Genomic DNA, 26,759 nt, shown 5'->3' with positions numbered 1-26,759 from the left:
TTCCCCTGCCGAAGGCACCCACGTGACCATCACCTCCGCCCCGGCCCGACCACGCCGCCGACCGGCGCGCCCGGGCCTCACCCCCTACGCCTTCCTCGCCCCGTTCCTGATCCCGTTCGTCCTCTTCACGCTCGTCCCCGTCGGTTACGCCTTCTGGCAGAGCCTGCACAAGACCGAGCGCACGGGCGGCACCTTCGGACACACCCACTCCGTGTTCGCGGGCTTCGAGCAGTACGCGGCCGTCGTCCGGGAGCCGTTCTTCGCCGACAGCGTCGTACGGGTCGCGGTCTTCGCCGTCGTGCAGATCCCCGTGATGCTGCTCCTGGCCCTCCTGCTGGCCCTGCTGCTGGACTCCACCGTGGCACGGCTCAAGCGGTTCTTCCGCCTCGTCTACTTCGTCCCCTACGGCATTCCGGGCGTGGTGGCCGCACTGATGTGGGCCTTCCTCTACGACCCCCGCCTGTCACCCGTCGTCGACCTGATGAAGTCGGCCGGCACGCACGTCGACCTCCTGGGCCACGACATGGTCCTCTTCTCCATCGGCAACGTCGTCACCTGGACGTACACCGGCTACAACATGCTCATCCTCTACTCGGCCCTGCAGGCCCTGCCCGCCGACGTCGAAGAGGCCGCGAGCGTGGACGGTGCCGCCGGGTGGGTCATCGCCACCCGGATCAAGGTCCCGATGATCCGCCCCGCGCTCGTCCTGACCGGAGTCTTCTCCCTCATCGGCACCTTCCAGCTCTTCACCGAGCCGCAGGTCTTCCGGTCCGTGGCCACCAGCGTCACCAGCACCTACACGCCCAACCTGGCCGCCTACTCGCTGGCCTCCGGCGACAACTACAGCGAGGCGGCCGCGCTCGCGGTCCTGCTCGCCGTCGTCACGTTCCTCCTGTCGTTCGCCTTTCTGCGCTTCACCTCCAGGAGGAACGGATGAGCCTTCTCACCCGCACCGAAGGAGCACACGCCCCCCTCCGGCGGCGCTCCGCCCCGGGCAGACACCTGCCCGTGGCCGGCGCCGTCGCCTTCATGACCCTGGCCGCCTGCTACATGCTGCTGCCGGTCTACTGGCTCCTCGTCGCCTCCACCAAGAGCCAGGGGGATCTGGTGTCCACTCCCGGCCTGCTGCCGTCCCACTGGCACCTCGGCGCCAATCTGCGCGCGCTGTTCACCCAACAGGACGGTGTCTACGCGCGCTGGCTGCTCAACAGCCTGTGGTACGCCGGAGCGGGCGCCGCCGTCGCCACGGCGCTGGCGGCCGCGGCCGGTTACGCCCTGGCCAAGTACCGCTTCAAGGGGCGGGAGGCGATCTTCTCCGTGATCCTCGGCGGCGTACTCGTCCCGGCCACCGCACTCGCCCTGCCGCTGTTCCTGCTCTTCGCCCAGGCCGACGCGACCAACACCTTCTGGTCGGTGTTCCTGCCGAGCATCGTCAGCCCCTTCGGCGTCTATCTCGCCCGGATCTTCGCCACCGCCGCCGTGCCCGACGAGGTCGTGGAGGCGGCCCGGATGGACGGATCCGGTGAGCTGAGGATCTTCTGCACCCTGGCGATGCGCATGATGTCGCCGGCCCTGGTGACGGTCTTCCTCTTCCAGTTCGTCGTCATCTGGAACAACTTCCTGCTGCCCCTGATCATGCTCCAGGACGAAGACCTCTACCCGGTCACGCTGGGCCTGTTCACCTGGCAGTCACAGACCAGCCGCCTGCCCGAGCTGCAGACCCTGACCATCGTCGGGGCCGCGGTCTCCGTCGTTCCCATCGTGCTCACCTTCCTCCTGCTCCAGCGCTACTGGCGTGCCGGACTGGCCGCGGGGGCGGTGAAGGCATGACACCGCGACACCTCTCCGCCCGGCCCGTCGACCCCCTGTCGGAGCTCCGCAGGAGGCTCGGCGGCATCGCGTACGGCGGCGACTACAACCCGGAGCAGTGGCCACCCCACGTCTGGCGGGAGGACGCCCGGCTCATGCGCGAAGCGGGCGTCAACCTCGTCACGGTGGGGGTGTTCGCGTGGTCCCGCATCCAACCCCGCCCCGGTGCGCACGACTTCACGTTGCTCGACGAGGTGCTCGACCTGCTGTACGCGCACGGCATCGCCGTCGACCTCGCCACGCCCACCGCCGCCCCGCCCCCCTGGTTCACCCGGCTGCACCCGGACGCCCGGCCGGTGACCGCCTCCGGCACCCGCCTGGCACATGGCAGCCGGCAGGTCTTCTGCCCGAGCCACCCCGCGTACGCCGAGGCCGCCGACGGGGTCGTCGCGGCCCTGGCCGAACGCTACGCGGGGCACCCGGCGCTCGCCCTGTGGCACGTGCACAACGAGTTCGGCAACCACAACGCGCTGTGCTACTGCGAGGTCAGCGCCACCGCGTTCCGCGACTGGCTCCGCGACCGCTACACCACCCTGGACGCCCTCAACGACGCCTGGGGCACCGACTTCTGGAGCCAGCGCTACGGGGACTGGGAGGAGATCGACCCGCCCCGGGAGACCACCGCCTTCAGGAACCCCGGCCAGGACCTCGACTACCGGCGGTTCTCCAGCGACGCTCTGGTCAGCCGGTACCACGCCGAGGCCGCCATCCTCCGTGCCGCCGCACCGGGCATCCCCGTCACCACGAACCTCCTGGGCACCCTGGAGAAGAAGGCCGACGCCCATGCGCTCGCCGCCGCGTGCGACATCGTCTCCCTGGACCACTACCTCCCCGCCCACGACGTGAACGGGCACATCGACCTGGCGCTCAACGCCGACCTGGCCCGGGGAGCGGCCGGCGGACGCCCTTGGCTGCTCATGGAGCACTCGACCTCGGCCGTCAACTGGCAGCCGGTCAACATCGCCAAGCAGCCCCGGGAGATGCGGCGCAACAGCCTCGGCCACCTGGCCCGGGGCGCCGACGCCATCATGTTCTTCCAGTGGCGGCAGTCCCGCGCCGGTGCCGAGAAGTGGCACTCCGCGATGCTTCCGCATGGCGGCACCGACACCCGCGTCTGGCGCGAGGCCGTCGACCTCGGCACCGAACTGCACGCACTCCGCGAGGTCGCCGGCAGCCGCGTCGAAGCGGACGTCGCCCTCCTCCTGGACTGGCACAACTGGTGGGCGCTGGAGGCGGAGGCCCGCCCGTCCGCCCGTATGCGCTATCTCGACCTGGTCCGTGACTGGTACGAAGCGCTGTGGCGCCTCAACATCACCTGCGACGTCGTGCCCCCGGGCACGCAACTCGCCCCCTACAAGGCCGTGCTCGCCCCCAACCTCTACCTCCTGGGCGACGAGGACGCCGAGGCGCTCACCCGGTACGTCCACGCCGGAGGGCACCTCGCGGTGGGCTGTTTCAGCGGGGTCGTGGACGGACAGGACCGGGTGCACCCGGGCCACTACCCCGGTGCGCTGCGTACGGTGCTCGGCCTGCGCGTCGACGAATACCTCCCGCTGCGCGACGGCGTGACGGCCGGACTCAGCGACGCCACCACCGCCACGCACTGGGCCGAACGCGTGGAGCCGAACGGCTGCGAGACCGTCGTCCGGTTCGCGGAGGGCCCCGAAGGCGGACCCGTGCCGGGCGGGCCCGCCGTCACCCGGCACCGCCACGGCTCCGGGACCAGCCACTATGTCGCGACCCGCGCGTCGGCCGCGACGCTGCGGGAGCTGCTGCGCGGGCTCGCCCGGGACGCGGGACTGCGCCCCGTGGCGGAGACTCCCGAGGACGTCGAAGCCGTACGCCGCGCGGGCCCGGACGGCTCCTGGCTCTTCCTGCTGAACCACGGCACCGCACCGGTCGAGTTCCCCACCGGCAGCGGCGGCGTCGTGGCGATCCCGGCGGGCGGGGCCGTCACCCTGCGCGAGACGGACCGGGGCGGCGGCCCCGGCCCGGTGACCCTTACACGCTCTCCAGGAGAAGCTGCGAGCCCGCGGTGATCAGGCCCGGCACCATGAAGCGCAGGGTGACGCGCCGGCTCCCGCCGCCCGGTACGGTCAGCGTCGCCAGTTCGTCCCGGGGCACGGTGGGGCGTACGTACACCGTGCGGATCTCCTCGGCGCCGCCGTCCACCGACAGGGCCATCGCGCCGTTCCAGGTGTTGCCCGGGACGTCGGTCGCGGCCGTGACGTTGGATCCGAAGGTGAGGCGGACCGTCCGGGCCGCCGGAGCGGGGTTGCGGAGCTCCAGGTCCACGGCGTAGCGGAGCCCGTAGTTGCCCCAGCTGCGGGCCGAGGAGTCGCTCAGCGCGGCGGTGGCCGGAGACGTCTGGTCCAGCGCCGCGACCTGGCGGACCGTGGTGTTGACCGCGATGCCGAGGTGGTGCCCGGCACCGGCCACGTCCACCGCGGCTCGCCCGGTGTCCCACCTCGACGCACCGTACACACCCGCTTCGCGCCCGTAGGTGGTGTCCGTCTGCGACACGATGTTGCCGGGCGCCGCCGCACTGTCCGTCTGGGAGAGGTTGACGGCGGTGGTGGTGCTGCCGTCCGTGGTGACGACCGTGTACGTGTACACCCCGGCGCTCGCCGTGATCTCCAGCAGGCCGTCGAGGATGGACCCGGTCATGGGCAGGCGCGCCGCCTCGACCACGCGCCCCGGTGCCACCTGGGCGGGGGAGAGGTACTGCTTCACGTTCCCGGACAGCCAGTCGGCCGAGGTGGCGTAGCAGGGGCCGGTCCCGGCACGGGCCGCCGGGTCCTGGACCAGGGGTTTGTCCGCGTTGGTCCACGCGGCGCCGCGCGCGGAGACGGTGACCGGAGCCGTGCCCGGGTTGGAGACCAGCACGTGCAGCCAGGCCGTCTTGCCGGTGCTGTTCTGGTGGTACAGGTACAGCGGAAAGGTGCCCGACAGGGCGTGTGCCGAGCCGCCGCGGGTGCTCGTCGTCCGGGCGTGCTGCATGAGCCAGCCGGGGCCGGTCACCGTCTCGGGGTTGTTGGAGACGACGAGCTCGGATCCGCCTGCGGAGCCCGGGAGTTGGTGCAGCAGCTCACGGGCGACCGTGGGCCCGGGAGCGGTCGGCGTACCGGCCGTCCAGGCGCTTTCACCGAAGCTCGCGGCCTGGGTGCCGGCGGCGCGGTGCCTCTTCAAGTGGTCCGTATGTCTGCCGTGTCCGGACGGGTGGGCCGCCGCTTCCGTGAGCGGAACGCTCAGTGCCGCAGCGGTCAGCGGCAGCGCCGCGAGGAAGGTGCGCCGGGTGGGGAGGGAGGGCATCGCTGGTCCTCTCTTGAGATGTTGGCGCATATCAACGCACGTAAAACCGTGAGCCGCAAGGGGTTGGCCGCTCCCCGTGAAGGGTGGGCGGGCGCCGGGGAGGTCCGGTCAGAAAGTTGCGGGCCGCCCCTTGACGCCACGGGCGCGGCTGAGCACACTCAACCCTGCAAGTGGTACGGACCACTTGGTCTTCGGCTCCGCGTCGATCCTCTTCTCCCTCCGGCCGTGCCCCCGGAATGCCCCAAGGAGCGTCATGTCCTCGTCCAGAGGTCTCCGCCTCGTCTGCGCCGTCGCCGTGATCGGCGCCCTCACCTCCGCCTGCGGTCTCGGCGGCTCGTCCGACGACGGCAACGAGCCCGCCGGTGCCGCCAAGGGGCCGCTCAAGGGCACGGTCACCTTCGAGACGCTTCAGCTGAAGCCCACCTTCACGAAGTACGTGAACGGTGTGATCGACGCCTTCGAGAAGAAGAACCCCGGCGTGAACGTGAAGTGGGTCGACATCCCCTTCCAGGGCGCCCAGGAGAAGCTGACCGCCGACGCGGCCGCCGGGACGCTGCCCGACGTCGTCAACCTCAACCCCCAGTTCGCGCAGGCGCTGGAGGCCAAGGGCCAGTTCATCGACATGGACACCGCCGCGTCCGACGTCAAGGCCGACTACATCCCCGGCGCCTGGCAGGCGTTCACGGTGCCCGGGCGCAGCGGCTCGTACGGCATCCCCTGGTACCTCACCTCAGAGGTGACCATGTACAACAAGAGCCTCTTCAAGAAGGCCGGCCTCGACCCCGCGAAGCCCCCGGCCTCCTTCGACGAGCTCTTCGCCGACGGAGGGGCCCTCTCCAAGGCGGGCAAGGGCTCCTTCTACGGCGCCCACCCCGCCCTGGAGAACCGGTTCATCACCGACCTCGCCAAGCAGGGGGTCCCCCTGCTGGACAAGGACGGCAGGAAGTGGACCTTCAACACGCCCGAGGCCGCCGCCTACCTCGCCAAGCTGGTCGACGCCTACAAGAAGGGCGTCTACCCCAAGGACTCCCTGACCCAGGACCACAGCAAGGAGACCGAGGCCTACCAGGCGGGCCGGGTCGGACTCTTCCCCTCCGGGCCCAACTTCCTGACCATCATCAAGCAGAACGCGCCGAAGATCGCCGAGCAGACGGCCGTCGGTCCGCAGATCACCGGTGAGTCGGGCGCCACCAACATGTCGGTCATGGGGCTGCTCGTCCCCAAGACGAGCAAGAACCGCAACGCGGCAGTCGCCTTCGCCTCGTACATGGCCGACAGCGAGAACCAGCTGGCCTTCAGCAAGATCGTGACCGTTCTGCCCAGCGTCACCAAGGCCCTCAAGGACCCCTACTTCACGGACGCCGGGGACGGCTCCGTCGAGGCGCAGGCACGCAGGATCTCCGCCCAGCAGATCGCCAAGGGGCAGAACCTGGTCCCCGTCCAGTACGACGCACGCGTCACCCAGGCCGTCGTCGGCAAGGTCCAGCTCGCGCTTCAGGGCAAGCTCACCCCGCAGAAGGCCCTGGACCAGGCCGTCGACGCCGCCAACGCCATCACCGCCGGCTGATCACCCCGCACATCCGCGGCGGGCAGGACGCGCCCCGGCCCGCCCGCCGCTCCCTTCCGCACGGAGGTTCCCGTGACCGGCCGACGCTGGTACGTACCCTGGCTGTTCCTCGCCCCCGCGCTCGCCGTCGCGCTCACCTTCTTCATCGTCCCGTTCGGCAACACCACGATCCTGTCGTTCACCGACGCCAGCACCCTGGGCGGCGGCCACTTCACCGGCGCGGCCAACTACCGACGGCTCATCCACGACGAGCAGTTCTGGCTCAGCCTGCGCAACACCGCGCTCTACGTGGTGATCGTGGTGCCGCTGATGGTGGTCCTGCCGCTCCTGGTCGCCGTCCTCGTCCAGCGGCGCATCGCCGGCATCGGCTTCTTCCGGGCCGTGTTCTACTCCCCGGTCGTCGCCTCCATGGTCGTCGCCGGTCTGATCTGGTCGTGGCTGCTCTCCAGCGACGGACTCGTCAACTCGGCACTGCGCGGCCTGCACGTCGTCACCGAGCCGGTCCCGTTCCTGACCGACTCCCACTGGCTGCTGATCAGCGCGATGGCCATGACCGTGTGGAAGGGCCTCGGCTACTACATGGTCGTGTACCTCGCGGCCCTCGCCAATGTGCCGCGGTCCCTGCTGGAGGCCGCCGAAGTCGACGGCGCCGGTGCGGTACGCCGCTTCTTCAGCGTCACCGTGCCGCTGCTCCGGCCCACCATGATCCTGGTCGCCACCCTCGCCTCGATCGCGTCGGCGAAGGTCTTCGCGGAGGTCTACACCCTCAGCAACGGCAGCGCGGGCCCGGGCGGCGAAGCCCGCACGCTCGTGTACACGATCCGCGAAACCGGCCTCGGGCTCGGCGGCGAGGCCGGGTACGCCTCGGCGATGAGCCTCGCCCTCTTCGTCGCCACCCTCGGCCTCTCGGTCTTCGTCACGAGGCTCAACTCCAAGGAGGAGCAGGCGTGAAGACCGCCCTCACCACCGCACCCGCCCCGGCCGGCCACCAGGCGCCCGCCGCCGCGCCCCGCGAGCGGACGTCCTCCCGACGGCCCGCTTCACGCCGGGCCGTCCTGGGCCTGGTCGTGCGCTACGTACTGCTCGCCGCCGTCCTCGTCCTCACCGTGGGCCCCTTCCTGTGGCAGCTGTCCACCTCCCTCAAGGGCGTCGGCGAGCAGGTCTTCGGCTATCCGCCGCAACTGCTGCCGCACCACCCCACGCTCAGCCACTACGCCGACGCCGCACGCACCGTGCCGGTGTTCCACTACGGCCTCAACTCGCTGCTGGTCTCGGCCGGCAGCGCGGTCACCAACTGCCTCTTCGGCTCACTCGCCGGTTACGCGCTCTCGCGGATGCGGTTCAGGGGGCGCGGGCTGGCCATGGGCATCTTCCTGGCCACGATGATCATTCCGTTCGAGTCCATCATGGTCTCCGAATTCCTCATGATGCGCTCCCTGCGGCTGAACAACACCCTGCTGGGCGTCATGCTCCCGACCGCCGTCACCGGCCTGTCCGTCCTGCTGTTCCGCAACGCCTTCCGGCACCTGCCGCGGGAGGTCGAGGAGGCCGCACTGCTCGACGGAGCGGGCGAATGGCAGCGCTTCGCGCACATCGCCCTGCCCGCCGTGCGCGGCACCATCGCCGTGGTCGCCATCTTCAGCTTCGTCTTCGCCTGGGACGACTTCCTGTGGCCGCTGATCGTCCTGTCCGACCCGGCCCACTACACCCTCACCGTGGGCATCCAGTACCTGTCCGGCACCTTCACCAATGATCAGCGAGTCGTGGCCGCAGGCACGATGATGGCCGTGGTCCCGCTGCTCGTTCTCTTCTTCAGCCTGCAGCGGTACTTCTTCCGTGGAGTGGGCGAGGGGGCGGTCAAGGGATGACACAGCAAGCGCACAAGCCGCAGCGTACGGCGGCGGGCAAGGGAACGACAGGACGGCAGGGCGACCCGGCCGGAGCCGAGGAGCGCGCACCGAAGCACGAGACGCTGCGCACCGAACTGCTCGCCCTCATCGACGACGGCCTCGCCCCGCACGCGCCGCTGCCCAGCGAACGCGAGCTGATGCAGCGCTACGGCGTCAGCCGCATGACCGTGCGCCGTGCCATGGAGCGCCTGACCCAGGAGAACCGGGTCTACCGTGTGCAGGGGGCGGGCACCTTCGTCGCCGACCCCTCCACCATCAGCAAGACGCTGTACCTCACCTCGTTCTCGGAGGACATCCGGAGCCGGCGCATGAAGCCCGCCAGCAGGCTCCTCGTCCTGGAGCGCGCGGAGGCCGATCTCGCTTGCGCCCGCGATCTGTTCCTCGCCCCCGGCAGCCCCGTGGTGCACCTGGAACGCCTGCGCCTGGCCGACGGCGAGCCGATGTGCCTGGAGAACGTGTGGCTGCCCGAGGCGCTCGTCCCCGGCCTGGTCGAGGAGGGCGATCCGCAGTCGCTGTACGGCCGGCTGGAGCGGGCCGGGGCCGCCCCCGAACAGGCCGACCAGATGATCCGGGCCACGGTCCTCGGCCCCCGCGAGGCCGAACTCCTCTCCGTGCCGGCGCAGTTCCCGGCCCTCCACGTCGAGCGCGTCACCCGCGACATCCGGGGCCGCGCCGTGGAGCGCGCGGTGAGCCTCTACCGCGCCGACCGCTACGACTACCGGCTGACCATCACCAGAGAGCCACACCCATGAGACACCCTGCCGACGGGGAACCCAGCCCCCGGCCCGACGACGGCACCGCTCTCCTGGGCATCGACATCGGTGGCACCAAGACGGTCGCGGTGCTCTTCGACGGGGACCGCCACGTGCTGTCCCGGGCGCAGACCGCGACCCCGGCCGCCGAGGGCCCCGACGCCGTGATCGCGGCCGCCGCGCGGGTGGCGGACATCGTGCGCGCGGCGGGCCGGGCCCACGGGCTGCGCGTGGCCGAGGCCGGTGTCGGCACGGCCGGGGTGGTCGCCCCCGACGGGCGCACCATCGCCGCCGCCACCGACGCCCTGCCCGGCTGGGCGGGCACACCGCTCGCGGCCCGGCTGGAAGGCGTGCTCGGCCTGCCCGTCGCCGTGCTGGGCGACGTCCAGGCGTTCCTGGCGGGCGAGCTGTCCGCCGGGGCGGCGGCCGGTGCGCACACGGCCGTGGGCGTCATGGCGGGCACCGGCATAGGCGGCGCCCTCGCCGTCGCAGGCCGGGTCCTCACCGGGGCGCACGGCGCCGCCGGACACCTGGGCCACGTTCCGGTCCCCGGCGCAGCCGGGCTGCCCTGCCCCTGCGGGCGTACCGGACACGTCGAAGCCGTCGCCTCGGGGCCCGCGATGACCCGGCTCCTGGGGGTCGCGACCCCGGAAGGTCAGCGGGCTCCGGACGACCTCCGCGCCGTCGCCGCCGCCGCCGGAGCGGGCGACGAGGAGGCCCGCGCGGTCCTGACGCGCGGCGGCACCGCGCTCGGCACCGCCCTCGCGGGCATCGTCAGCGCCCTCGACCCGGACGTCGTGGTGCTCGCCGGCGGCGTCATCGCATCCGGCCACTGGTACGGGGACGCCCTGCGCCGGGCGGTCGAGGAGCACACCCTGCCCCTCCTGCGCGGTGTGCCCGTCACCACGGCGGCCCTGGGCGCCGACGCCGTCGCCCTCGGCGCCGCCGAGCACGCCCGGGAAACGCTCCGGCCCCGGGACTGAAGCCGCCGCCCCGCCCCCACCACCCGTTGAGGAAAACCCTGTCGTGAGTGACGAACCCCGCCGGCCCGAGGCCGTCGTGGCCCTCCTGCCGCTGGACGAGCGTCCGGCCTGCGCCGGGCTGCCCGCCCAGATCGCCGCCGTCGCCGGCGTCCGGCTCGCCCTGCCCCCGTCGGACCTGCTGCCCGCACTGCGTACCCCCGGAGACCCGCGCGGGCTCAGTGCCTGGCTCGCGGAACGGGCGGGCGACTGCGACGCGGCCGTCGTGAGCCTGGAGATGCTCGGGCACGGCGGCCTGATCGCCTCCCGCACCGGGACCGCGTCCGCGCACGACGTCCTGCGCGACTGGGACGGGCTGGCCGCCTGGGCCGGATCCGGCCGCCCGGTGCACGGCGTCACCCTGGTGACCCGCACCCCGGACTCCGCCGACGCCATGGAGGAGCCGGACTACTGGAACCCGTACGGCCCCGCCCTGCACCGCTATTCCGCGGCGCTGCACCGGGCCGAGGAGCAGGTTGCCGGCCCCGCCGAGCCCAGCGGCGTCCCGGAGGCCGTCCGCGCCGACTTCCTCGGCCGCCGCCTCCGCAACCACACCCTGAACCTCGGCGCCCTGGACCTCGTCGCCCGGGGACGCCTGAACACCCTGGTCGTGGGCGCGGACGACACCGCCCCCTGGGGCCTGGCCACCGCCGAGCTCGCCCAACTGCGGCTCTGGCGCGACCGCCTCGGCCTGGTCAGCCGGGTCGCCGTGCGCCCCGGAGCCGACGAGGCCGTGACCGCGCTGATCGCCCGTACCCTCCGCGACCTCTTCGGCGGGCCGCCCGTGACCGTCGCCGTGGAGGCCGTCGACCCGGCCGGACTGCGTACCGTCGCCCCGTACGAGAACATGCCGGTCGCCGACACCGCAGCGGGGCAGATCGCCGCCTGCGGAGCCGTGCTCACCGGCGACCGGGAAGCCGGTCTGCACCTCCTCGTCCACACCCCGGACGGGTCCGGCGACTGGGCCGTCGCCCCGCCCGGCCACCGCCCCGGGTCCGCCGTCACGACCGCCCGCGCCCTCGCGGCCCGGGCCCGTGAACTCCTCGACGAAGGCCACGAGGTGGCCGTTGCGGACTGCGCCCAGCCCAACGGGGCCGACCCGCTCCTCGTGGAAGCCCTGCACCGGGCGGGCACCGCGGACCGGCTCACCGCATACGCGGGATGGAACACCGCCGGCAACACCCTGGGGACCGCCGTCGCCCACGGTGTGACCGTCGTCCTCGCCCGGCGGGCCGGCACCTTCGACGAGCGGGCCCACCGCCTGCTGCTCGCCCACCGGTTCATCGAGGACTGGGGCTACATGACCCGGGTGCGCGCGGCCGCGCGCACCACGCTGGGCAGTGTGCTCGGCGCCCACGACCACGTACCGCCGGACCACCCCGTCCTCGCCGGGATTGCCGACGGCTTGGCGCGGTGCGCGGCCGAACTGCCGGAACTCGGGCACGCGTTGGTGCCCGCGAGCGTCCGCCTGCCCTGGCACCGCACCTTCGAGGCCGACTTCGCCCTCACCCCCACCCACCCCGAGGAGTCCCGGTGACCCGTACCGCATCCGACCGGACGGCCGACGTGGTGGTCGTCGGCTCCGGACTCGGCGCCGTCGCCGCCGCCCTGGCCGCCGCACGAGCCGGCCGCACCGTCCTGCTGGCCGCCGCCCGCACCCGACTGGGCGGCCAGGCAACCACCCAGCTCGTCCCCGCACTCGACGAGCACCCCCACATCGAGACCGGCGGCGCCTCGTCCTCTTACGCCGCCTTCCGCGCCGCGATCCGCGCCCAGTACGACGGCGTGGACAACCCGGGCGGAGGCTGGGTCAGCCGCCTGTGCTGCGAACCGGCCGCCGCCGAGAAGGCCCTGGAGACGCTGCTGGCCCCGCACATCGCGGCGGGCAGGCTCACCGTCCTGCGCCGGCTCACGCCCGTTGCCGTGCGCAAGGACGGCGACCGGGTGACCGGGATCGACTTCCGGGTCCCCGGGGATGAGCGCGTCACCACGCTGACCGGTGCGGTCTTCTGCGACGCCACCGAGGCCGGCGACCTGCTGCCGATGGCCGGGGCTCCCTGGGTCTGCGGATCCGAAGGCCGGGACGCGTACGGCGAATCCCTGGCCCTGCCGGGTGCGGAGCAGCCCGGCGCGGTGCAGTCCTGCACGGTCGGCTTCGTGGTCGAGACGGCACCCCCGGGTGAGGCCGGGCCGGTGGGAGACGCACCCCCCGGTTACGCCCGATGGCGTGAGGCGCAGCCCTTCACCCTGGAGATCGCGGGCTGGGACGGCAGGACGCACCGCTACCGCATGTTCGAGGACGGCCCCGACGGACACCCGCCGTTCTGGACCTACCGCCGGCTGCGCGAGGGCGCGGTCCTCGGCGGCCGGGACGCCGCCCTCATCAACTGGGCGGGCAACGACTACGCGGACACCTCGGCCCTGGAGGACCCCGCACGCGCGTACGCCGAGGCCAAGAGGCTGTCCGAGGCGTTCCTGCACTGGCTTCGCACCGAGTGCCCCCGCGACGACGGCGGCCTCGGCAACCCCGGACTCCGGCTCGTCCCGGAGATCAGCGGCACCCCGGACGGATATGCGGAGGAGCCCTATCTGCGCGAGTCGCGACGGCTGCGCACGGCCCGCCCCGTCCGGCAGCAGGACCTGGAACCCGTCCCGGGCCGGGCCCGGGCGGCCGCCTTCGCCGACTCCGGGGGCCTGGCGATGTACCACATGGACCTGCACAGCAGGGTGGGCCATCCGCAGAGCGCGTACGCGCCGACCGCGCCCTTCCAGATCCCCCTGTCGGCCCTCGTGGCACCGGCCCCGGTCAATCTCCTCGCCGCCGCGAAGAACCTCGGGGCGACCCAGGTCGCGGCCTCCGCCTACCGGGTGCACCAGGGCGAGTGGGCGGTCGGTGAGGCCGCCGGAGCCCTCGCCGCCCAGGCGTGCCTGCGCTCGCTCCCGCCCGCCCAGGTGGTCGCCGACCGACGCGAACTGACCCTGTTGCAGGCCGCGTTGGCCGACGGCGGAGTCCCCCTGGCCTGGACGCTGGACGTCGGCCCCGGACACCCCCACTTCGTGGCCGTCCAACTCCTCGGCGCGGCAGGCGCCCTCACCGGGCCACGGGCCGCACAGCTCACCGCGGACCCCGACGCACCGCTCACCGCACCCGCGCTCGCGTCGCTCCGGGAAGCCGCCGCCCGCCTGCTCGGCGGCCCGGACCCCGCCCCCGTACCGACGCCGGACCTCACCGGGACGACCTGGTCGGAGGCCGCCGCGGCCCTCTGGTCCGCCGTCGCCCGGGCGCTGCCCACCCGGGCGGAGAACGCATGAACAACGAAAGGCCCCCCGTGCACAGCGCGCAAGACCACCCCACGCCCCGCGAGGAAGCCCTCGGCCTCATCGCCGGCTCCCTCGTCGTCTCCTGCCAGGCGCTGCCCGGAGAACCGCTGTTCGGCGCCGGCATCATGGCCCGGATGGCCGTGGCCGCCCTCCAGGGAGGCGCGAGCGGGGTGCGCGTCAACGGGCCCGAGGACATCGCGGCGGTACGAGCCGCCGTACCCGTGCCCGTGATCGGACTGTGGAAGCAGGGCGACACCGGCGTCTACATCACCCCCACACTCGCCGCCGCGCGCACCGTCGCCGCCGCCGGCGCGGACATCGTCGCGCTCGACGCCACCGCCCGGCCCCGCCCCGACGGCCTCACCCTGATCGAGACGATCACCGCGCTCCACGCCGACGGGGTGCCCGTCATCGCGGACGTCTCCACCGTCGAGGAGGGCTTCGCCGCACGCGCGGCGGGCGCGGACGCCGTCGCCACCACCCTCTCCGGCTACACCACCGACGCCCCCGTGCCTCCCGGGCCCGACTTCGAACTCCTCGCCGCGCTCGCCGCCGGGCTCGACGTCCCCGTCATCGCCGAGGGACGCATCTCGACCCCGCAGGAGGCCGCCCGGGCCCTCGGCCTCGGCGCCCACGCCGTGGTCGTCGGCGGCGCGATCACCCGCCCCGCCTCCATCACCGAACGCTTCGCCACCGCCCTGCGCGGCACCGGCAACCCCCTCGCCGAGGAGACCCCCGCATGACCACGACGCCCAACGCCCCGACAGCCGAGGCACACCAGGCGGACTGCCACGTCGTCACCCACGTCCACTGGGACCGCGAGTGGTACCGCCCCTTCGAAGCCTTCCGCGCCCGCCTCGTCGAGCTCGCCGAACGCGTCTGCACACAGCTGGACGAGGGCCGGATGAGCGCCTTCCACCTCGACGGGCAGACGATCGTCCTCTCCGACGTCGCCGCGCTGCGCCCCGACCTCGCCGACCGGCTGCGCGCCCACGCCGAAGGCGGACGGCTCACCCTCGGCCCCTGGCACGTACTGGCCGACAACCAGCTCGTCTCCGGCGAGAACCTGATCCGCAACCTGCTGACCGCACGCCGCTGGGCCCCCGGCGAGGGCGCCCTCGCCGCGGTCGGCTACTCACCGGACGCGTTCGGCCACCCCGCCGACCTCCCCCGGCTGCTCAACGGCTTCGGGATGGACACCGCACTGGTGTGGCGCGGCGCCCCGGACGGGGTCGCACGCTTCCGCTGGCGCTCGCCGGACGGTTCCGAGGTCTTCGCCGTCAACCAGGGTTACCACGGGGCCGAAGTCCTCTGGGGCGCGGGCGACGGCGACGACGCGGCGGACTCCGCCCGTCTCACCGCCTTCCTCGACGGCGAACGCAAGCGACTCGCCCAGGGGCCCTGGCTGTTGATGAACGGCGGGGACCACCTCGCGCCCTCCGACCCCGGGCGGCGGATCGCGTCCCTGGGTGCCGTGGCCGACGCAGAGGGGGCGCGGCTGCGCCAGAGCACCCTGGAGGAGTTCTTCGCCGCGGCCCGCGACGAGTCCGTCGTCGGCGCACTTCCGCTGGTGGACGGCGAGTTGCGCCACCCGGCCGGGTATCTGACCTTCATCCTGCCCGGCACCCTGTCCGCCAGGACGTACCTCAAGCAGGCCAACACCGCCGCGCAGAACCTGCTGGAGCGCTGGGCGGAGCCCCTGGTCGCCCTGCACGCGCCGCACGACGCCACCCTCGCCGCCGACCTCCGGCACGCCTGGGAACTCCTCCTGCGCAACGCCCCGCACGACTCCCTGTGCGGATGCAGCGTCGACGAGGTGCACCGCGAGAACGCCGTCCGCTACGAACGCGTCACGCAGCTCGGCGAGTTGGTGGTCGAGCGCGCACTGCTGAGCGCCGGCTACGACGTACGGCTCTACGGTGACCGTCCGCACGACGAGGCGCGGCTCGTCGTGGTCAACCCGCACGCCGACACCGCCGGAGGCGTGATCGAGGCCGATGTGCTGACCGCGCCCGGCCGTTACCCCGTCGCACTCCTCGACGCGGACGGGAACGGCATCCCCTTCGAGGCCGAACCGCTGGGCGAGGAGACCGCGTTCGCGGCGGACCTCGACCTCCTGCCGGACTCCCGCCCCTCCTTCCGCCACCGCCTCCGCTTCCGCGCCCCCGAGCTCACCGGCTTCGGCTGCGACGTCGTACGGGTGGTGCTGGGCGACAACCCGCCGGCCGAGGCCGAGTCGGCCCTGGCGGACACGGCCGCTCTGGAGGCCCCGGACGGGGGCACCCTCAGCCCCGCCGCCGACGCCTCGCTCACCTGGCTCCGGCCGGACGGCACCCGCCGGGCGGGCTACGGGCTGCTCACGGACGGCGGCGACCGCGGCGACACGTACAACTACGACCCCCCGGCCGACGACCGCGTCGTCCGCCCGAGGCTGACCGCCTCCCGGGTGCGGACCTCGCCGGTGCGCCAGGTCATGGAGATCGACGCGGTGCTCGACCTCCCGGTGGGCCTGACCGCTACACGCGAGGGACGGGCCGCCCGCACCCGGGAGGTGCCCGTACGCATCGAGGTGTCGCGGTGGCACGGGGATCCGCTGCTGCGCTGGCGCATCGAGCTCGACAACACGGTGACCGACCACCGGCTGCGGCTGCACGTTCCCGGCGGGGGCGGCGACGGCACCTGGACCGGGGACGGCCACTGGAGCCTCGTCGATCGCCCCGTCGCCGTGGACCTGGGCCCCCTGCCCCAGGAGAAGGGGCACGAGGCGGTCTGCGGCTCCGCCCCCGTGCAGAGCCTCGGCGCCATCGGCCGGGGTGAGGACCGCACGGCGCTCATCGCCCCCGGACTGCCCGAGATGCGGGGCCTCGGCGCCGGTGAGACGCCCACCGGCGCCGACGAGGAGATCGTCGTCACCCTGCTCCGCTCGGTGGGCTGGCTCTCCCGCTTCGACCTGCGCAGCCGGACCACCGGCGCCGGACCGGCGCTGCCCACCCCGGAGGCCCAGTGCCAGGGACGGCAGACCTTCGAGGTGGCGGTCGTGACGGGCGCCCCGGTCGCTCGCGACCACGACCTGGTACGGACGGCCGCCCGGTTCCGTACCCCGCCGAGGGCCTGGCAGCTCCGCCCGGGCACCGCCCCGGACGCCTACCGCAGCGCCCTCACCGCGCAGGGGGCACTGCTCGGCGCCCTGAAGACGGCCGAGGACGGCAACGGACTGATCCTCCGCCTCGCCAACCCCGGTGCCGAGCAGCGCGTCGCGCACGTCTCGGCCGCTCCCGGTTCCCTGCTCGCCCCGTCGCGGCTGGACGAGCGGACGGACGGCGAGGCCCCCGTACATGCCGGGGAGGAGGCCGTCGCGTGGCCGCTGGACCCGCACGCGACGCTGACCGTGCGCGTGCTGCCGCCGGGCAGCCCCGAGTGATCCGGTGACGAGGGCCGGGGGTGAGCGCCTTGCTCACCCCCGTGCCGGGGCCTCGTTCAGCCAGAGGGCCGCGGTGACACCGCGCGGGTAGTAGCGGCTGGCCATGACGTCACCGGCGAGCATCTGATCGCTCCGGGCCCAGGCCGCGTTCCCGGGCCGCAGCAGCCAGGGCCTTTCGTTTGGATCATGCTGGGCTCGCGGGGCGTGGCACGCGCGTCTGCCGCGTTGTCGCCCTCCTCCGCCTCGCAGCCACACGCACCACGACCCGCTCATCGTGGCCGACCGGGAGAACAACCGCCTGGTCGCGCTGGACCCGGACGGCGCGCTGACCGGCACGGTCGCGGAGCGGCTGCGCAAACCGAGCAGCGTCGCCCTGCACGAGGGCTGCCTGCTGGTGGGGGAGTTGGAGGCGTCGCTCCTGGGAGGCCGGCACGTGCTGCTGAGGTCGAGGCGGTTGTCCAGCCGGGACAGGTCACGGCCGGTGAGGAGTTCGATGCGCCGGACGCGGTAGTGGACCGTGTTGACGTGGATGTGCAGGGCGTCCGCCGTGCGGGTCCAGGAGCAGTCGTGGGCCAGGAACGCCTGCAAGGTGTCCAGGAGCATGGGGCCCGACTTCGGGCCGGCCGCGAGGAGGGGGCCGAGGACCGTCTCGCGGTAGACCTCCCGTACGTCCGAAGGGACTCCCGCCAACAGCATGGCCAGAGCCGCAGCCGCACCTGCGCCGACTGGTCGACCTGAGCCGGATGGGCTGGGAACCCCTGACGCGCCACCCCGACGGCTCGCTGGAAATCTCCGCCACGTCCACGATCGCCCAGCTCTCCCGCTACGGGCGGCGCTCGCTGCACGCGCCCGCCGCCCCGCTCTTCGAGCAGTGCTGCCGCGCCTTCCTCGCCTCGTTCAAGATCTGGAACATGGCGACCGTCGGCGGGAACCTGTGCAACGGACTGCCGGCCGGGCCGATGATCTCGCTGACGGCCGCGCTCGACGGCAGCTGCCTGCTCCGGGCGCAGGACGGCTCCGTACGCGAGGTGAAGGTGGCCGACTTCATCCGGGGCGCGGGCCTCAAGGACCTCGCGGAGGGCGAACTGCTGCGCTCGGTGACGCTGCCCGCGCGGGCGCTGCGCTGCCGTACCGCCTTCCGGCAGGCATCGCTGTACGGTCTCGGCCGGTCCGGCGCCCTGGTGACCGGCACGCTCGATCCGGTGGACGGCTCGCTCGCCGTGACGGTCACCGCCGCCACGGTCCGGCCCTTCCGGTTCTGGTTCCCGCTGCCGCCGACGGCCGGGCGGCTGCGGTCCGCCATCGACGCGGCGGTGTCCGGCACCGAGTGGTTCGACGACATCCACGGACTGCCCGAGTGGCGCCGCCACATGGCGCTGCGCCTCGCCGAAGAGGTCCGCCGCGAGCTGACCGATCCATCCGGAAGGGACGACCGATGAGCTACGAACTCCACGTCAACGGACGCACGTCCGAGGAGGAGCCGCGTGCCGGCCAGTGCCTGCGGACCTATCTGCGCGAACGCGGCTGGTTCGGCGTGAAGAAGGGCTGCGACGCCGGCGACTGCGGCGCCTGCACCGTCCACGTCGACGGCGAGCCGGTGCACAGCTGCCTCTACCCGGCGGTGCGCGCCGCCGGCCGTACGGTGACGACCGTCGAGGGCCTGGCCGCGTCGGACGGCGAACTCCACCCCGTACAGCGCAAGTTCCTTGACGCGCAGGGCTACCAGTGCGGGTTCTGCACCGTCGGGTTCCTGATGACCACGGCGGCCCTGGACGGCCGGGACGGTCGTCGCGGGCAAGGCGGTGCTCCTCGCCGAGACCTCCCTGGAACAGCGCCTGCGCACCCTGGCCGCCCGCCACACCGGAGTCGCCCGGCACCTGTGCGTGCTCGGCGCGGAGTCCGTCGACTGCGCCGGGCGGCTCGTCACGCTCAAGGAGCTGTACGAGGCGGGGCACACCCTCGGCGCGGCGGACGAACTCGCGGCCGAAGGGCACTGGGGCGGCTCGCCGCGCTCCGTCGCCTTCAACGCCCAGTGGTTCCGGATCGCCGTCGACCCCGGCACCGGCGAGATCCGCATCCTGCGCAGCGTCTACGCAGCCGACGCCGGGAAGGTCATGAACCCGATGCAGTGCCGGGGCCAGGTCGAGGGCGGCGTGGCCCAGGCGCTCGGCGCGACGCTCTTCGAGACCGTCCGGGTCGACGACCGGGGCAGGGTCACCACGGCCGCGTTCCGCCGCTACCGGCTGCCCCAGTACGCCGACGTCCCCCGGACCGAGGTGTACTTCACGGAGACCTCCGACTCGACCGGCCCGCTCGGCGCCAAGTCCATGAGCGAGAGCCCCTTCAACCCCGTCGCGCCCGCGTTCGCCAACGCCCTGCGGGACGCCACGGGCATCCGCTTCACCGAGCTGCCGGTGACCCGTGACCGGGTCTGGCTCGCGCTGCACCGGCGGGCGGAGGGGGTCGGCCGATAGACCAGGGCCGTGCCAGGCCCGTACTCGTACATAGGCTGTCCTGGGCGGAGATCGACGCGGACTTCGGCAACGCGCCGGTCCTGCTCGCCACCCGCATGGACGACCACGACCTGGACGAGGCCGGCACCCAGCTCGTCGTCCCGTCCGACCGGTGCGGCGCGCGCTACGTCAGTGCCGTCACCGGCATCTGGCTCGGCCGCCACCACCGCGAGGAGGGTGTCCCGGAGGCGGTGTGACCGTGCCTCAGGCGCCCCACCTCAGGGCGATCGTGTCGCCCACGCCGATGGACCGGTTGCGGGTGGCCGAACGCGTCGTCCAGTACGCCGACCGCGTACTCCACCTCTCCGGCGACGGCCAGGTCCGCATCGGCGCCCCCGTCGACATCCTGCGCACCTCCGCCATCGCACCCCCATCGTGGAGCTCCGCCGCGCCGCCGGATGGGACCCCCTCCCGCTGTCCATCCGCGACGCCAGGCGCACCGCCCGCGAGCTGCGCACCCGACTGACCGGCCACACCCCGGCACCCGTCCGCCAGGGCCCCGGACCCGACCGGCCCGACCTGCTCACCGCCCGCAAGGTGACCCTCGCCCACAAGGGCGTCCCCGCCGTCCGCGAGGTCGACCTCACCCGCGCTGCGCCCCCTCGGCGCGGGCACGGCGGGCATCGAGACCGTCTTCTTCGTCCTCGTCCTCGCGGGGCGGGTCTTCGGCCCGGGCTTCGGCTTCACCCTCGGCTGCACGTCGCTGTTCGCCTCCGCGCTCATCACGGGGGCGTCGGCCCCTGGATGCCGTACCAGATGTTCGGCTGCGCCTTCGTCGGCATGCTCGCCGGGTTCCTCCCGCGCGCCACCGGCCGTCGCGAAGTCCTTCTGCTCGCCGTCTACGGCTCCCTGTCCGGCTACCTCTTCGGATTCCTCCTCAACCTCTCCTTCCGGCCGTTCTCCCTCGACCCGAACAGCTCCATCGCCTACCTGCCCATCCTGCTCGCCGGCCCCGCCGTGCTCACCACGTTCCGCCGTGCCGCCCGCCGCGCCCGCTGCCGCGCCCCGGCCCGCTTCACCGCGCCTCAGCCGGTGGACCGTCCTGAGGGTCATGAGACGATGGCCGCCGAATCGGGCGACGGGAGCTGAGGAAGCCGGTGTGAATCCGGCGCGGTCCCGCCACTGTGACCGGGCACGACCCGGGAGCCAGACACTCACACCGTCGCCACCTCCACGACGTCCGGGGCGGACCTCCCCGGTGAGAGGCGGACGGCGCCATGCCGGAATCAGCGACCCCTTCGGCCACGGCCTCCGCACCCAGCAGAGTGACGGTGTGCCGGGACTGCTGCTGCGGCACGGTCAAGGTGCCGGGCGACCACAGGGCCCAGACCGCGCGGCTGCGCTCGGCCGTCCCACTGCGCGTCTCCGAGTGCCTGGACGTGTGCGAACAGGCCAACGTCATCGTCGTACAGCCGTCGGCCGAGGCCCGTCGCGCCGGGGCCCGGCCGGTGTGGCTCGGCCTGGTCAACGACCCCGACGCGACCGAGGACGTCATAGCCTGGGTGAACGCCGGAGGCCCGGGCACGGCCCCGATGCCGGAGATCCTCGACCTGTACGCGTTCGACCCGGGCGCGCCCGGCCGGGGGCCGGGACGCGAGTGACGTCCCGGCCCCCGGCAACCCCGTTCAGGAGGAGGGCAGTTCCGCCCGGACGGTACGGGCGGCGGCGACCAGGTTCTCCAGGGAGGCCCGGGTCTCGGCCCAGCCGCGGGTCTTGAGGCCGCAGTCGGGGTTCACCCAGAGCCGTTCGGCGGGGATCGCCTTCAGCCCCGTACGCAGCAGCTCGGCGGCCTCCTCGGCGCTCGGGACACGGGGCGAGTGGATGTCGTAGACCCCCGGTCCCGCCTCACGCGGATAGCCGTGGGCCGCCAGCTCGTGGGCCACCTGCATGTGGGAGCGGGCGGCCTCCAGGCTGATGACGTCGGCGTCCAGGTCGTCGATGGCCTGGACGATGTCACCGAACTCCGCGTAGCACATGTGGGTGTGGATCTGGGTGGCCGGCCGCACCCCGCTGGTCGTGAGCCGGAACGCCTCCGTGGCCCAGGCCAGGTAGTCCGCCCGGTCGGCCGCCCGCAGCGGCAGCGTCTCGCGCAGGGCGGGCTCATCCACCTGGATCACCGAAGTCCCGCTCGCCTCCAAGTCATTGACCTCGTCGCGCAGGGCGAGGGCGACCTGCCGGGCGGTGTCCCCGAGCGGCAGGTCGTCGCGGACGAACGACCAGGCGAGCATGGTGACCGGACCCGTGAGCATGCCCTTGACCGGGCGGTCGCTCAGCGACTGGGCGTAGGAGGTCCAGCGCACGGTCATCGGCTCGGGGCGCGAGATGTCCCCGGCGAGGACCGGCGGACGCACGTACCGGGTGCCGTACGACTGCACCCAGCCGTGCTGGGTGGCGAGGTAGCCCGTCAGCTGCTCGGCGAAGTACTGCACCATGTCGTTGCGTTCGGGTTCGCCGTGCACCAGGACGTCGATGCCCGTCTTCTCCTGGAAGGAGACGACCTCCCGGATCTCCGTCCGGATGCGCTCCTCGTAACCCGCCGTGTCGATGCGCCCGGCGCGCAGGTCGGCGCGGGCCGTCCGCAGCTCGCCGGTCTGCGGGAACGAACCGATGGTTGTCGTCGGCAGCAACGGCAGCCCCAGGTGCGCCCGCTGGGCCGCGGCCCGCTCGGTGTACGGCTGGGAGCGGCGGCCGTCCGCGTCCGTCACGGCCTCGGCCCGGGCGCGCACGGCCGGGTCGCGGGTGAGGGGGGAGCGGGCGCGGGAGGCCAGGGCTGCCCTGTTGGCGGAGAGTTCGCCGGCGATGGTGTCGGTGCCCTGCGCGAGGGCCTTCGCCAGGGTGACGATCTCCGTGGTCTTCTGCCGGGCGAAGGCCAGCCAGTGCACGATCTGCGGGTCGATGTCCCGCTCCGCGGCGGCGTCCAGCGGCACGTGCAGCAGCGAGCAGGAGGCGGCCACGTCGACGCGGTCGGCCAGCCCGAGGAGGGTGCCGAGCGTGGACAGCGACTTCTGGAGGTCGTTGATCCAGATGTTGCGGCCGTTGACGACACCGGCGACCAGGCGCTTGCCCGGCAGTCCGCCCACAGCCGCGAGGGCGTCGAGGTTGGCGGCGGCGGCCTCGGTGAAGTCCAGCGCCAGGCCCTCAACAGGAGCCTTCGCCAGGACCGGAAGCGCCTCGCCCAGCCGGTCGAAGTAGGAGGCGACGAGCAGCTTCGGGCGGTCGGTGAGCGAACCGAGGCCGCGGTAGGTGCGCTCGGCCGCGTTGAGCTCGGCCGGGGTGCGGTCCTGGACGAGCGCGGGCTCGTCCAGCTGCACCCACTCGGCCCCCGCCGCACGCAGATCAGCGAGCACCTCCGCGTACACCGGCAGCAGCCGGTCCAGGAGGGTCAGCGGCTCGAAGTCGGCGGGCACACCGGGGGCCGGCTTGGCCAGCAGGAGATAGGTGACGGGCCCGACCAGCACCGGCCGCGCGGTGAGGCCCTGGGCCAGGGCCTCCTTGAACTCCGCGACCTGCTTGGTGGAGTCCGCGGTGAAGACGGTGCCGGGGCCGAGCTCGGGGACCAGGTAGTGGTAGTTCGTGTCGAACCACTTGGTCATCTCCAGCGGCGCCACGTCCTGGGTGCCGCGCGCCATGGCGAAGTAGCCGTCCACCGCGTCGGCCGCGACGGCCTCGCGGTGGCGTTCGGGGATGGCGCCGACCATGACGGTGGTGTCCAGGACATGGTCGTAGAGCGAGAAGTCGCCGGTGGGCACTTCCCGGATGCCTGCGTCGGCGAGCTGCTGCCGGTTGTCGTGCCGGAGCTGTGCGGCGGTCTGCCGGAGGGCGTCCGCGCTGACGCGGCCCTTCCAGTAGCCCTCGACGGCCTTCTTGAGCTCCCGGTCGGGGCCCTGGCGGGGGTAGCCGTACACGGTGGCGCGTGCTGCCGCTGCTGCGGGCTCGGATGTCACGGAGATCTCCTTCGCGAGATGAATCCCTGAGATCCCGGAGACGGGACGAGAGCGCGAAGGTGACGACGACCCGACGGGTACGACCCCGGCGCAACGCGGCGCGGCACGGTCGTTCCGTCTGGTGTGTACGCCGACCCGCCCTCGAGGTCACCGGAATGTCCGCGTACGGGTGGTCCGTACACGGGCAGTTGGCAGGTCTTCGGACTCGCGGGCACACCCTCCGTACCGGAGGACACCTACTGGCCGTCGCTTCCCAGACCCGTCCCGGGCCCAGTGCGTATGACGGCGGTCGTTCCCGCTCACCGCTGCGGGGCAGTCCCGGATTCCCACCGGGTTCCCTCTTGCGACACCCCGCCTGGCGGACGGGGCGAACCAGCTGCTGCGGTCACCTTACGCGGTGCCACCGGGGGGAGGGACACCCGTCTCACGCCGACCTCGGCCGGTCCTGGGCCGCCCGCCGGTGGGGGAGGAGTCCCTGGAAGACTCGCCGCATGAGCACGGAACAGCGCGCGATCCTCGTCATCGGCATCGGGGCGGGCGACCCCGACCAGCTGACTCTCCAGGCCGTGAAGGCGATCCGGCGCGCCGATGTGTTCTTCGTCGTCGGCAAGGGCCCCCACAAGGCGTCGCTCACCGACCTGCGCCACCGGATGATCGAGGACCACGCGCGGGGCCCGTACCGGGTGGTCGAGGTCGAGGACCCCAGCCGCGACCGGCGCCCGATGGACCGCTCCGGTTATACGGCGGCCGTCCAGGACTGGCGCGAACGGCGCGGCGAGGTCTTCGAGAGGGCGATGTGCGAGGAGATGGCGGCCGGTGAGACGGGCGCCTTCCTCGTCTGGGGCGACCCGTCCCTGTACGACAGCACGCTGGGCATCCTCGGGGACATCGAGGACCGAGGTGCGCTCTCCGTGAGCGTCGAGGTGATCCCCGGCATCACGAGCATCGCCTCCCTGACCGCGCGTCACCGCATCCCGCTCAACCAGGTGGGCCGCCCGGTGCACATCACCCCGGCCCGCCGCCTCGCCGACCTCGGCCGGAACGGCGACGGCGACATCGTCGTCATGCTCGACGCCCACGAGTCGTTCACCCGTCTCGCGGGCGACGACGTGTGGATCTACTGGGGCGCCTACCTCGGCACGCCGGACGAACTCCTCGTCGCCGGACCGCTCCACGAGGTCTCCGACCGGATCCGGCGGCTGCGTGCCGAGGCCCGCGAGCGGCATGGCTGGATCATGGACACCTATCTGCTGCGCTTCACCGCGCCGACGGACGACCGATGAACCAGGGCGGGCCCCCGGTGCCCGCAGACCTCCGCGCACGGATCCTGAACGACTCGAGGAGGGCTGCCCGGAGCACACGACTCGCTGTAGTCTGGGCAGCCAGCCCTTGACCTGTAAGACCACAGGCAGGGAGCCGTCCTCCAGGAGCCCCGCATGCTGCGCACCATGTTCAAGTCGAAGATCCACCGTGCCACCGTGACCCAGGCCGACCTGCACTACGTGGGTTCCGTCACCGTCGACGCCGAGCTCATGGAGGCGGCGGACCTGCTGCCCGGTGAGCTCGTGCACATCGTGGACATCGACAACGGGGCCCGGCTGGAGACGTACGTCATCGAGGGCGAGCGCGGTTCCGGGGTGATCGGGATCAACGGCGCCGCCGCCCATCTGGTGCACCCGGGTGATCTGGTCATCCTCATCAGCTACGCCCAGGTCGAGGATGCCGAGGCCCGTGCCCTCGTCCCGCGTATCGTGCACGTCGACGCGGACAACCGCATCGTCGCACTCGGTGCCGACGCCTCCGCGCCCGTGCCGGGCAGTGACACCGAGCGCAGCCCGCACGCGGTGCCCGCGGCGCGCTGAGGCGGCTCGTCGAACGAGGGGCACACCGCCATGGCAGAGCAGACCGGGCCCGAGATCCATGACGACCGGGTGGCCGGCAAGCTGTCCGCGTACGAGGACGGCGAGGCCGTCGGCGTCATCGCGTACTTCGTGCTGGACGGGGAGCCCGCCGGGCTCGTCGCCGTCCACACGGTCGTCGGGTCCGGGCACGAGGGCAAGGGCATCGGCTCCGCCCTGGTCAGGGAGTTCTATGCCATGGCGGGGCGTGAGGGCGTGCCCGTCGTGCCGCTGTGCCCGTACGCCGCCAAGTGGGCCTCGCGCCACCCCGACGAGGCTCCCGAGGTGCCCGAGGGGCTGGTGGAGCGCGCGAAGACGCAACTCGCCTCGCACCCCGAGCTGTACTGAACCGGAAGGAGCAGGCCGGCCATGACGCTCGCGCTGCTGCACACCTCACCCGTCCACGTCCCGGCCTTCGACGCCCTGCGCGACGCCGACCACCCGGGGACCCCCCTGCGCCACGTCGTCCGGGAGGAGCTGCTGACCACGGCGGCGGCGCTCGGGCCCGAAGCGGTGGCCGACGAGGTGGAGGCGGTGGTCGCGGACCTGGTGGCCGAAGGGGCGGACGCCGTGCTCTGCACCTGCTCGACCATCGGGGCCGTGGCGGAGGCCGCGGGCGTCGCGGCCGGCGTCCCGGTCCTGCGCGTCGACCGGCCCATGGCGGCGGCGGCCGTCCGGGCGGGCCGGATCACCGTCCTCGCCGCCCTCGCCTCCACCCTGGAGCCGACCCGCGCGCTGCTCACCGAGGAGGCGGCCGGCGCCGGGCTGCCGGGGGCGGACGTGCGCACCGTGCTGGTGGACGGTGCCTGGGACCGTTTCACGGCGGGGGACAACGACGGCTTCCTCGACCTGGTCGCGGCCTCGGCCGACGAGGTACGCGACGCGGACGTCATCGTGCTCGCCCAGGGCTCCATGGCCGGCGCGGCCGAGCGTACGACCACCGGGATCCCGGTCCTGTCCAGCCCCCGCCCCGGGCTGGCCGCCGCCGTGGCGGCCGCCGGGCACTGACCCGTCGGGGCCGCCCGCGTCATCCGTACGCAGCACTCTTCCGCGTTCGCACGTATGGCCTCGCCGGGCGCGGGCAGCCGCTCCGGGAGACGGTGGAAGAGGTCCACCCCCGATCGCTCGGAGGCCCGAGATGACTCATCCGTTCCCCGACCCCGTCCCTCCGGCGCCGACCCCGGGTCCGCTGCCGGAGCCGACGCCGCCCGCGCCGACCCCGCCCGCGCCCAC

20 protein-coding genes, 6 pseudogenes and 2 riboswitches are annotated in these 26,759 nt (G+C 73.1%); of the genes and pseudogenes, 23 read left to right on the top strand and 3 right to left on the bottom strand.

From position 1 onward, the window contains the following. The first annotated feature begins 22 nt into the window (after window positions 1-22). Genes ACFZAT_RS27270 through ACFZAT_RS27260 form a run of 3 tightly spaced genes read left to right on the top strand, consistent with a single transcriptional unit; the run spans window position 23 to window position 3,908 of the window. Window positions 23-937, top strand: a complete 915-nt coding sequence (locus ACFZAT_RS27270; protein ID WP_391268137.1) for an ABC transporter permease subunit — start codon at window positions 23-25, stop codon at window positions 935-937. Then, on the top strand, window positions 934-1,830 hold the full coding sequence (locus ACFZAT_RS27265; RefSeq protein WP_391268135.1) for an ABC transporter permease subunit: 897 nt from the start codon (window positions 934-936) through the stop codon (window positions 1,828-1,830). Before ACFZAT_RS27270 ends, ACFZAT_RS27265 begins: the two co-directional genes overlap by 4 nt. Beyond that, the gene (locus ACFZAT_RS27260) at window positions 1,827-3,908 is read left to right on the top strand and encodes a beta-galactosidase (protein WP_391268132.1); all 2,082 of its coding nucleotides are present in this window, start codon (window positions 1,827-1,829) and stop codon (window positions 3,906-3,908) included. The genes ACFZAT_RS27265 and ACFZAT_RS27260 overlap by 4 nt, the downstream gene beginning before the upstream one ends. Here the strand turns inward: ACFZAT_RS27260 and ACFZAT_RS27255 are convergent. Continuing rightward, the gene (locus ACFZAT_RS27255) at window positions 3,871-5,181 is read right to left on the bottom strand and encodes a DUF3370 family protein (RefSeq protein WP_391268130.1); all 1,311 of its coding nucleotides are present in this window, start codon (window positions 5,179-5,181) and stop codon (window positions 3,871-3,873) included. The two genes, ACFZAT_RS27260 and ACFZAT_RS27255, sit on opposite strands and share 38 nt — an antisense overlap. Before the next feature lie 253 nt (window positions 5,182-5,434). Here ACFZAT_RS27255 and ACFZAT_RS27250 point away from each other — a divergent pair, with 253 nt between their 5' ends. The 9 genes from ACFZAT_RS27250 (at window position 5,435) to ACFZAT_RS27210 (ending at window position 17,171) form a co-directional block, all read left to right on the top strand. Further along, window positions 5,435-6,748: an extracellular solute-binding protein gene (locus ACFZAT_RS27250; protein WP_391268128.1), complete on the top strand. Its 1,314-nt coding sequence runs from the start codon at window positions 5,435-5,437 to the stop codon at window positions 6,746-6,748. 72 nt (window positions 6,749-6,820) lie between these two features. Next, the gene (locus tag ACFZAT_RS27245; protein WP_391268124.1) at window positions 6,821-7,699 is read left to right on the top strand and encodes an ABC transporter permease subunit; all 879 of its coding nucleotides are present in this window, start codon (window positions 6,821-6,823) and stop codon (window positions 7,697-7,699) included. After that, complete coding sequence (locus tag ACFZAT_RS27240) at window positions 7,696-8,616, top strand: ABC transporter permease subunit (RefSeq protein ID WP_391268121.1); 921 nt, start codon at window positions 7,696-7,698, stop codon at window positions 8,614-8,616. The genes ACFZAT_RS27245 and ACFZAT_RS27240 overlap by 4 nt, the downstream gene beginning before the upstream one ends. Continuing rightward, complete coding sequence (locus ACFZAT_RS27235) at window positions 8,613-9,410, top strand: UTRA domain-containing protein (protein WP_391268118.1); 798 nt, start codon at window positions 8,613-8,615, stop codon at window positions 9,408-9,410. The genes ACFZAT_RS27240 and ACFZAT_RS27235 overlap by 4 nt, the downstream gene beginning before the upstream one ends. Beyond that, entirely contained in the window at window positions 9,407-10,393 is a 987-nt protein-coding gene (locus ACFZAT_RS27230; RefSeq protein WP_391268115.1) for an ROK family protein, read from the top strand. The genes ACFZAT_RS27235 and ACFZAT_RS27230 overlap by 4 nt, the downstream gene beginning before the upstream one ends. Window positions 10,394-10,436: 43 nt before the next feature. Continuing rightward, window positions 10,437-11,966 carry a DUF4127 family protein gene (locus ACFZAT_RS27225; RefSeq protein ID WP_391268113.1) on the top strand — a complete coding sequence of 510 codons (1,530 nt, stop codon included), beginning with the start codon at window positions 10,437-10,439 and terminating at the stop codon, window positions 11,964-11,966. Then, window positions 11,963-13,741, top strand: coding sequence for an FAD-dependent oxidoreductase (locus ACFZAT_RS27220; protein WP_391268111.1), 1,779 nt, complete (start codon window positions 11,963-11,965; stop codon window positions 13,739-13,741). The genes ACFZAT_RS27225 and ACFZAT_RS27220 overlap by 4 nt, the downstream gene beginning before the upstream one ends. After that, window positions 13,738-14,493 (top strand): putative N-acetylmannosamine-6-phosphate 2-epimerase, encoded by a 756-nt coding sequence (locus tag ACFZAT_RS27215; RefSeq protein WP_391268108.1) that lies wholly within the window; start codon window positions 13,738-13,740, stop codon window positions 14,491-14,493. Before ACFZAT_RS27220 ends, ACFZAT_RS27215 begins: the two co-directional genes overlap by 4 nt. Further along, on the top strand, window positions 14,490-17,171 hold the full coding sequence (locus ACFZAT_RS27210; RefSeq protein WP_391268107.1) for a hypothetical protein: 2,682 nt from the start codon (window positions 14,490-14,492) through the stop codon (window positions 17,169-17,171). The genes ACFZAT_RS27215 and ACFZAT_RS27210 overlap by 4 nt, the downstream gene beginning before the upstream one ends. Before the next feature lie 33 nt (window positions 17,172-17,204). Here the strand turns inward: ACFZAT_RS27210 and ACFZAT_RS27205 are convergent, their stop codons facing one another. After that, window positions 17,205-17,867: a helix-turn-helix domain-containing protein gene (locus tag ACFZAT_RS27205; protein WP_391268105.1), complete on the bottom strand. Its 663-nt coding sequence runs from the start codon at window positions 17,865-17,867 to the stop codon at window positions 17,205-17,207. A gap of 5 nt (window positions 17,868-17,872) precedes the next feature. Here ACFZAT_RS27205 and ACFZAT_RS27200 point away from each other — a divergent pair. The 7 genes and pseudogenes from ACFZAT_RS27200 to ACFZAT_RS27170 all read left to right on the top strand — a co-directional run. Then, window positions 17,873-18,610, top strand: a pseudogene (locus tag ACFZAT_RS27200) (FAD binding domain-containing protein); the annotation flags it as partial. After that, window positions 18,607-18,885, top strand: a pseudogene (locus ACFZAT_RS27195) ((2Fe-2S)-binding protein); the annotation flags it as partial. The pseudogenes ACFZAT_RS27200 and ACFZAT_RS27195, both read left to right, overlap by 4 nt. A gap of 58 nt (window positions 18,886-18,943) precedes the next feature. After that, window positions 18,944-19,645 (top strand): annotated as a pseudogene (locus tag ACFZAT_RS27190) (xanthine dehydrogenase family protein molybdopterin-binding subunit); the annotation flags it as partial. A 35-nt stretch (window positions 19,646-19,680) separates the two neighbouring features. Then, window positions 19,681-19,881: pseudogene (locus ACFZAT_RS27185) on the top strand (molybdopterin-dependent oxidoreductase); the annotation flags it as partial. Between the two features lie 68 nt (window positions 19,882-19,949). Continuing rightward, window positions 19,950-20,269 (top strand): annotated as a pseudogene (locus ACFZAT_RS27180) (cobalt ABC transporter ATP-binding protein); the annotation flags it as partial. Continuing rightward, a pseudogene (locus tag ACFZAT_RS27175) lies at window positions 20,262-20,713 on the top strand (ECF transporter S component); the annotation flags it as partial. The pseudogenes ACFZAT_RS27180 and ACFZAT_RS27175, both read left to right, overlap by 8 nt. A 13-nt stretch (window positions 20,714-20,726) precedes the next feature. Further along, a riboswitch (cobalamin riboswitch) is annotated at window positions 20,727-20,861 on the top strand. Window positions 20,862-20,901: 40 nt separating this feature from the next. Then, window positions 20,902-21,285 (top strand): hypothetical protein, encoded by a 384-nt coding sequence (locus ACFZAT_RS27170; RefSeq protein WP_391268102.1) that lies wholly within the window; start codon window positions 20,902-20,904, stop codon window positions 21,283-21,285. Between the two features lie 24 nt (window positions 21,286-21,309). On the opposite strand, the gene metE is transcribed toward ACFZAT_RS27170, so the two are convergent. After that, complete coding sequence (gene metE, locus ACFZAT_RS27165) at window positions 21,310-23,628, bottom strand: 5-methyltetrahydropteroyltriglutamate--homocysteine S-methyltransferase (RefSeq protein ID WP_391268100.1); 2,319 nt, start codon at window positions 23,626-23,628, stop codon at window positions 21,310-21,312. A 172-nt stretch (window positions 23,629-23,800) separates the two neighbouring features. Beyond that, window positions 23,801-24,020: riboswitch (cobalamin riboswitch) on the bottom strand. 99 nt (window positions 24,021-24,119) lie between these two features. On the opposite strand from metE, the gene cobF reads away from it, so the two are divergent. The 4 genes from cobF (at window position 24,120) to ACFZAT_RS27145 (ending at window position 26,534) form a co-directional block, all read left to right on the top strand. After that, window positions 24,120-24,911: a precorrin-6A synthase (deacetylating) gene (gene cobF, locus ACFZAT_RS27160; RefSeq protein ID WP_391268098.1), complete on the top strand. Its 792-nt coding sequence runs from the start codon at window positions 24,120-24,122 to the stop codon at window positions 24,909-24,911. 153 nt (window positions 24,912-25,064) lie between these two features. Then, window positions 25,065-25,490: an aspartate 1-decarboxylase gene (gene panD, locus ACFZAT_RS27155; RefSeq protein ID WP_018099995.1), complete on the top strand. Its 426-nt coding sequence runs from the start codon at window positions 25,065-25,067 to the stop codon at window positions 25,488-25,490. 30 nt (window positions 25,491-25,520) lie between these two features. Then, the gene (locus ACFZAT_RS27150) at window positions 25,521-25,874 is read left to right on the top strand and encodes a GNAT family N-acetyltransferase (protein WP_391268095.1); all 354 of its coding nucleotides are present in this window, start codon (window positions 25,521-25,523) and stop codon (window positions 25,872-25,874) included. Window positions 25,875-25,895: 21 nt separating this feature from the next. Beyond that, window positions 25,896-26,534: an aspartate/glutamate racemase family protein gene (locus ACFZAT_RS27145; protein ID WP_391268093.1), complete on the top strand. Its 639-nt coding sequence runs from the start codon at window positions 25,896-25,898 to the stop codon at window positions 26,532-26,534. Window positions 26,535-26,759: the final 225 nt, after the last annotated feature.

Origin of the sequence: Streptomyces sp. NPDC008163 (assembly GCF_042956885.1) — a bacterium.
GTDB classification, from domain to species: domain Bacteria; phylum Actinomycetota; class Actinomycetes; order Streptomycetales; family Streptomycetaceae; genus Streptomyces; species Streptomyces drozdowiczii_A.
Note: the sequence above shows the minus strand (reverse complement) of the source record. Positions and strands in the feature narration are given on the sequence as shown.

What these genes read in the sequence shown, in the direction of transcription:
- ACFZAT_RS27265 (WP_391268135.1), top strand. Translation starts at nt 934, where the DNA reads ATGAGCCTTCTCACCCGCACCGAAGGAGCACACGCCCCCCTCCGGCGG.
- ACFZAT_RS27260 (WP_391268132.1), top strand. Translation starts at nt 1,827, where the DNA reads ATGACACCGCGACACCTCTCCGCCCGGCCCGTCGACCCCCTGTCGGAG.
- ACFZAT_RS27255 (WP_391268130.1), bottom strand. Translation starts at nt 5,181, where the DNA reads ATGCCCTCCCTCCCCACCCGGCGCACCTTCCTCGCGGCGCTGCCGCTG.
- ACFZAT_RS27250 (WP_391268128.1), top strand. Translation starts at nt 5,435, where the DNA reads ATGTCCTCGTCCAGAGGTCTCCGCCTCGTCTGCGCCGTCGCCGTGATC.
- ACFZAT_RS27235 (WP_391268118.1), top strand. Translation starts at nt 8,613, where the DNA reads ATGACACAGCAAGCGCACAAGCCGCAGCGTACGGCGGCGGGCAAGGGA.
- ACFZAT_RS27230 (WP_391268115.1), top strand. Translation starts at nt 9,407, where the DNA reads ATGAGACACCCTGCCGACGGGGAACCCAGCCCCCGGCCCGACGACGGC.
- ACFZAT_RS27215 (WP_391268108.1), top strand. Translation starts at nt 13,738, where the DNA reads ATGAACAACGAAAGGCCCCCCGTGCACAGCGCGCAAGACCACCCCACG.
- ACFZAT_RS27210 (WP_391268107.1), top strand. Translation starts at nt 14,490, where the DNA reads ATGACCACGACGCCCAACGCCCCGACAGCCGAGGCACACCAGGCGGAC.
- ACFZAT_RS27205 (WP_391268105.1), bottom strand. Translation starts at nt 17,867, where the DNA reads ATGCTGTTGGCGGGAGTCCCTTCGGACGTACGGGAGGTCTACCGCGAG.
- ACFZAT_RS27170 (WP_391268102.1), top strand. Translation starts at nt 20,902, where the DNA reads ATGCCGGAATCAGCGACCCCTTCGGCCACGGCCTCCGCACCCAGCAGA.
- cobF (WP_391268098.1), top strand. Translation starts at nt 24,120, where the DNA reads ATGAGCACGGAACAGCGCGCGATCCTCGTCATCGGCATCGGGGCGGGC.
- panD (WP_018099995.1), top strand. Translation starts at nt 25,065, where the DNA reads ATGCTGCGCACCATGTTCAAGTCGAAGATCCACCGTGCCACCGTGACC.
- ACFZAT_RS27150 (WP_391268095.1), top strand. Translation starts at nt 25,521, where the DNA reads ATGGCAGAGCAGACCGGGCCCGAGATCCATGACGACCGGGTGGCCGGC.
- ACFZAT_RS27145 (WP_391268093.1), top strand. Translation starts at nt 25,896, where the DNA reads ATGACGCTCGCGCTGCTGCACACCTCACCCGTCCACGTCCCGGCCTTC.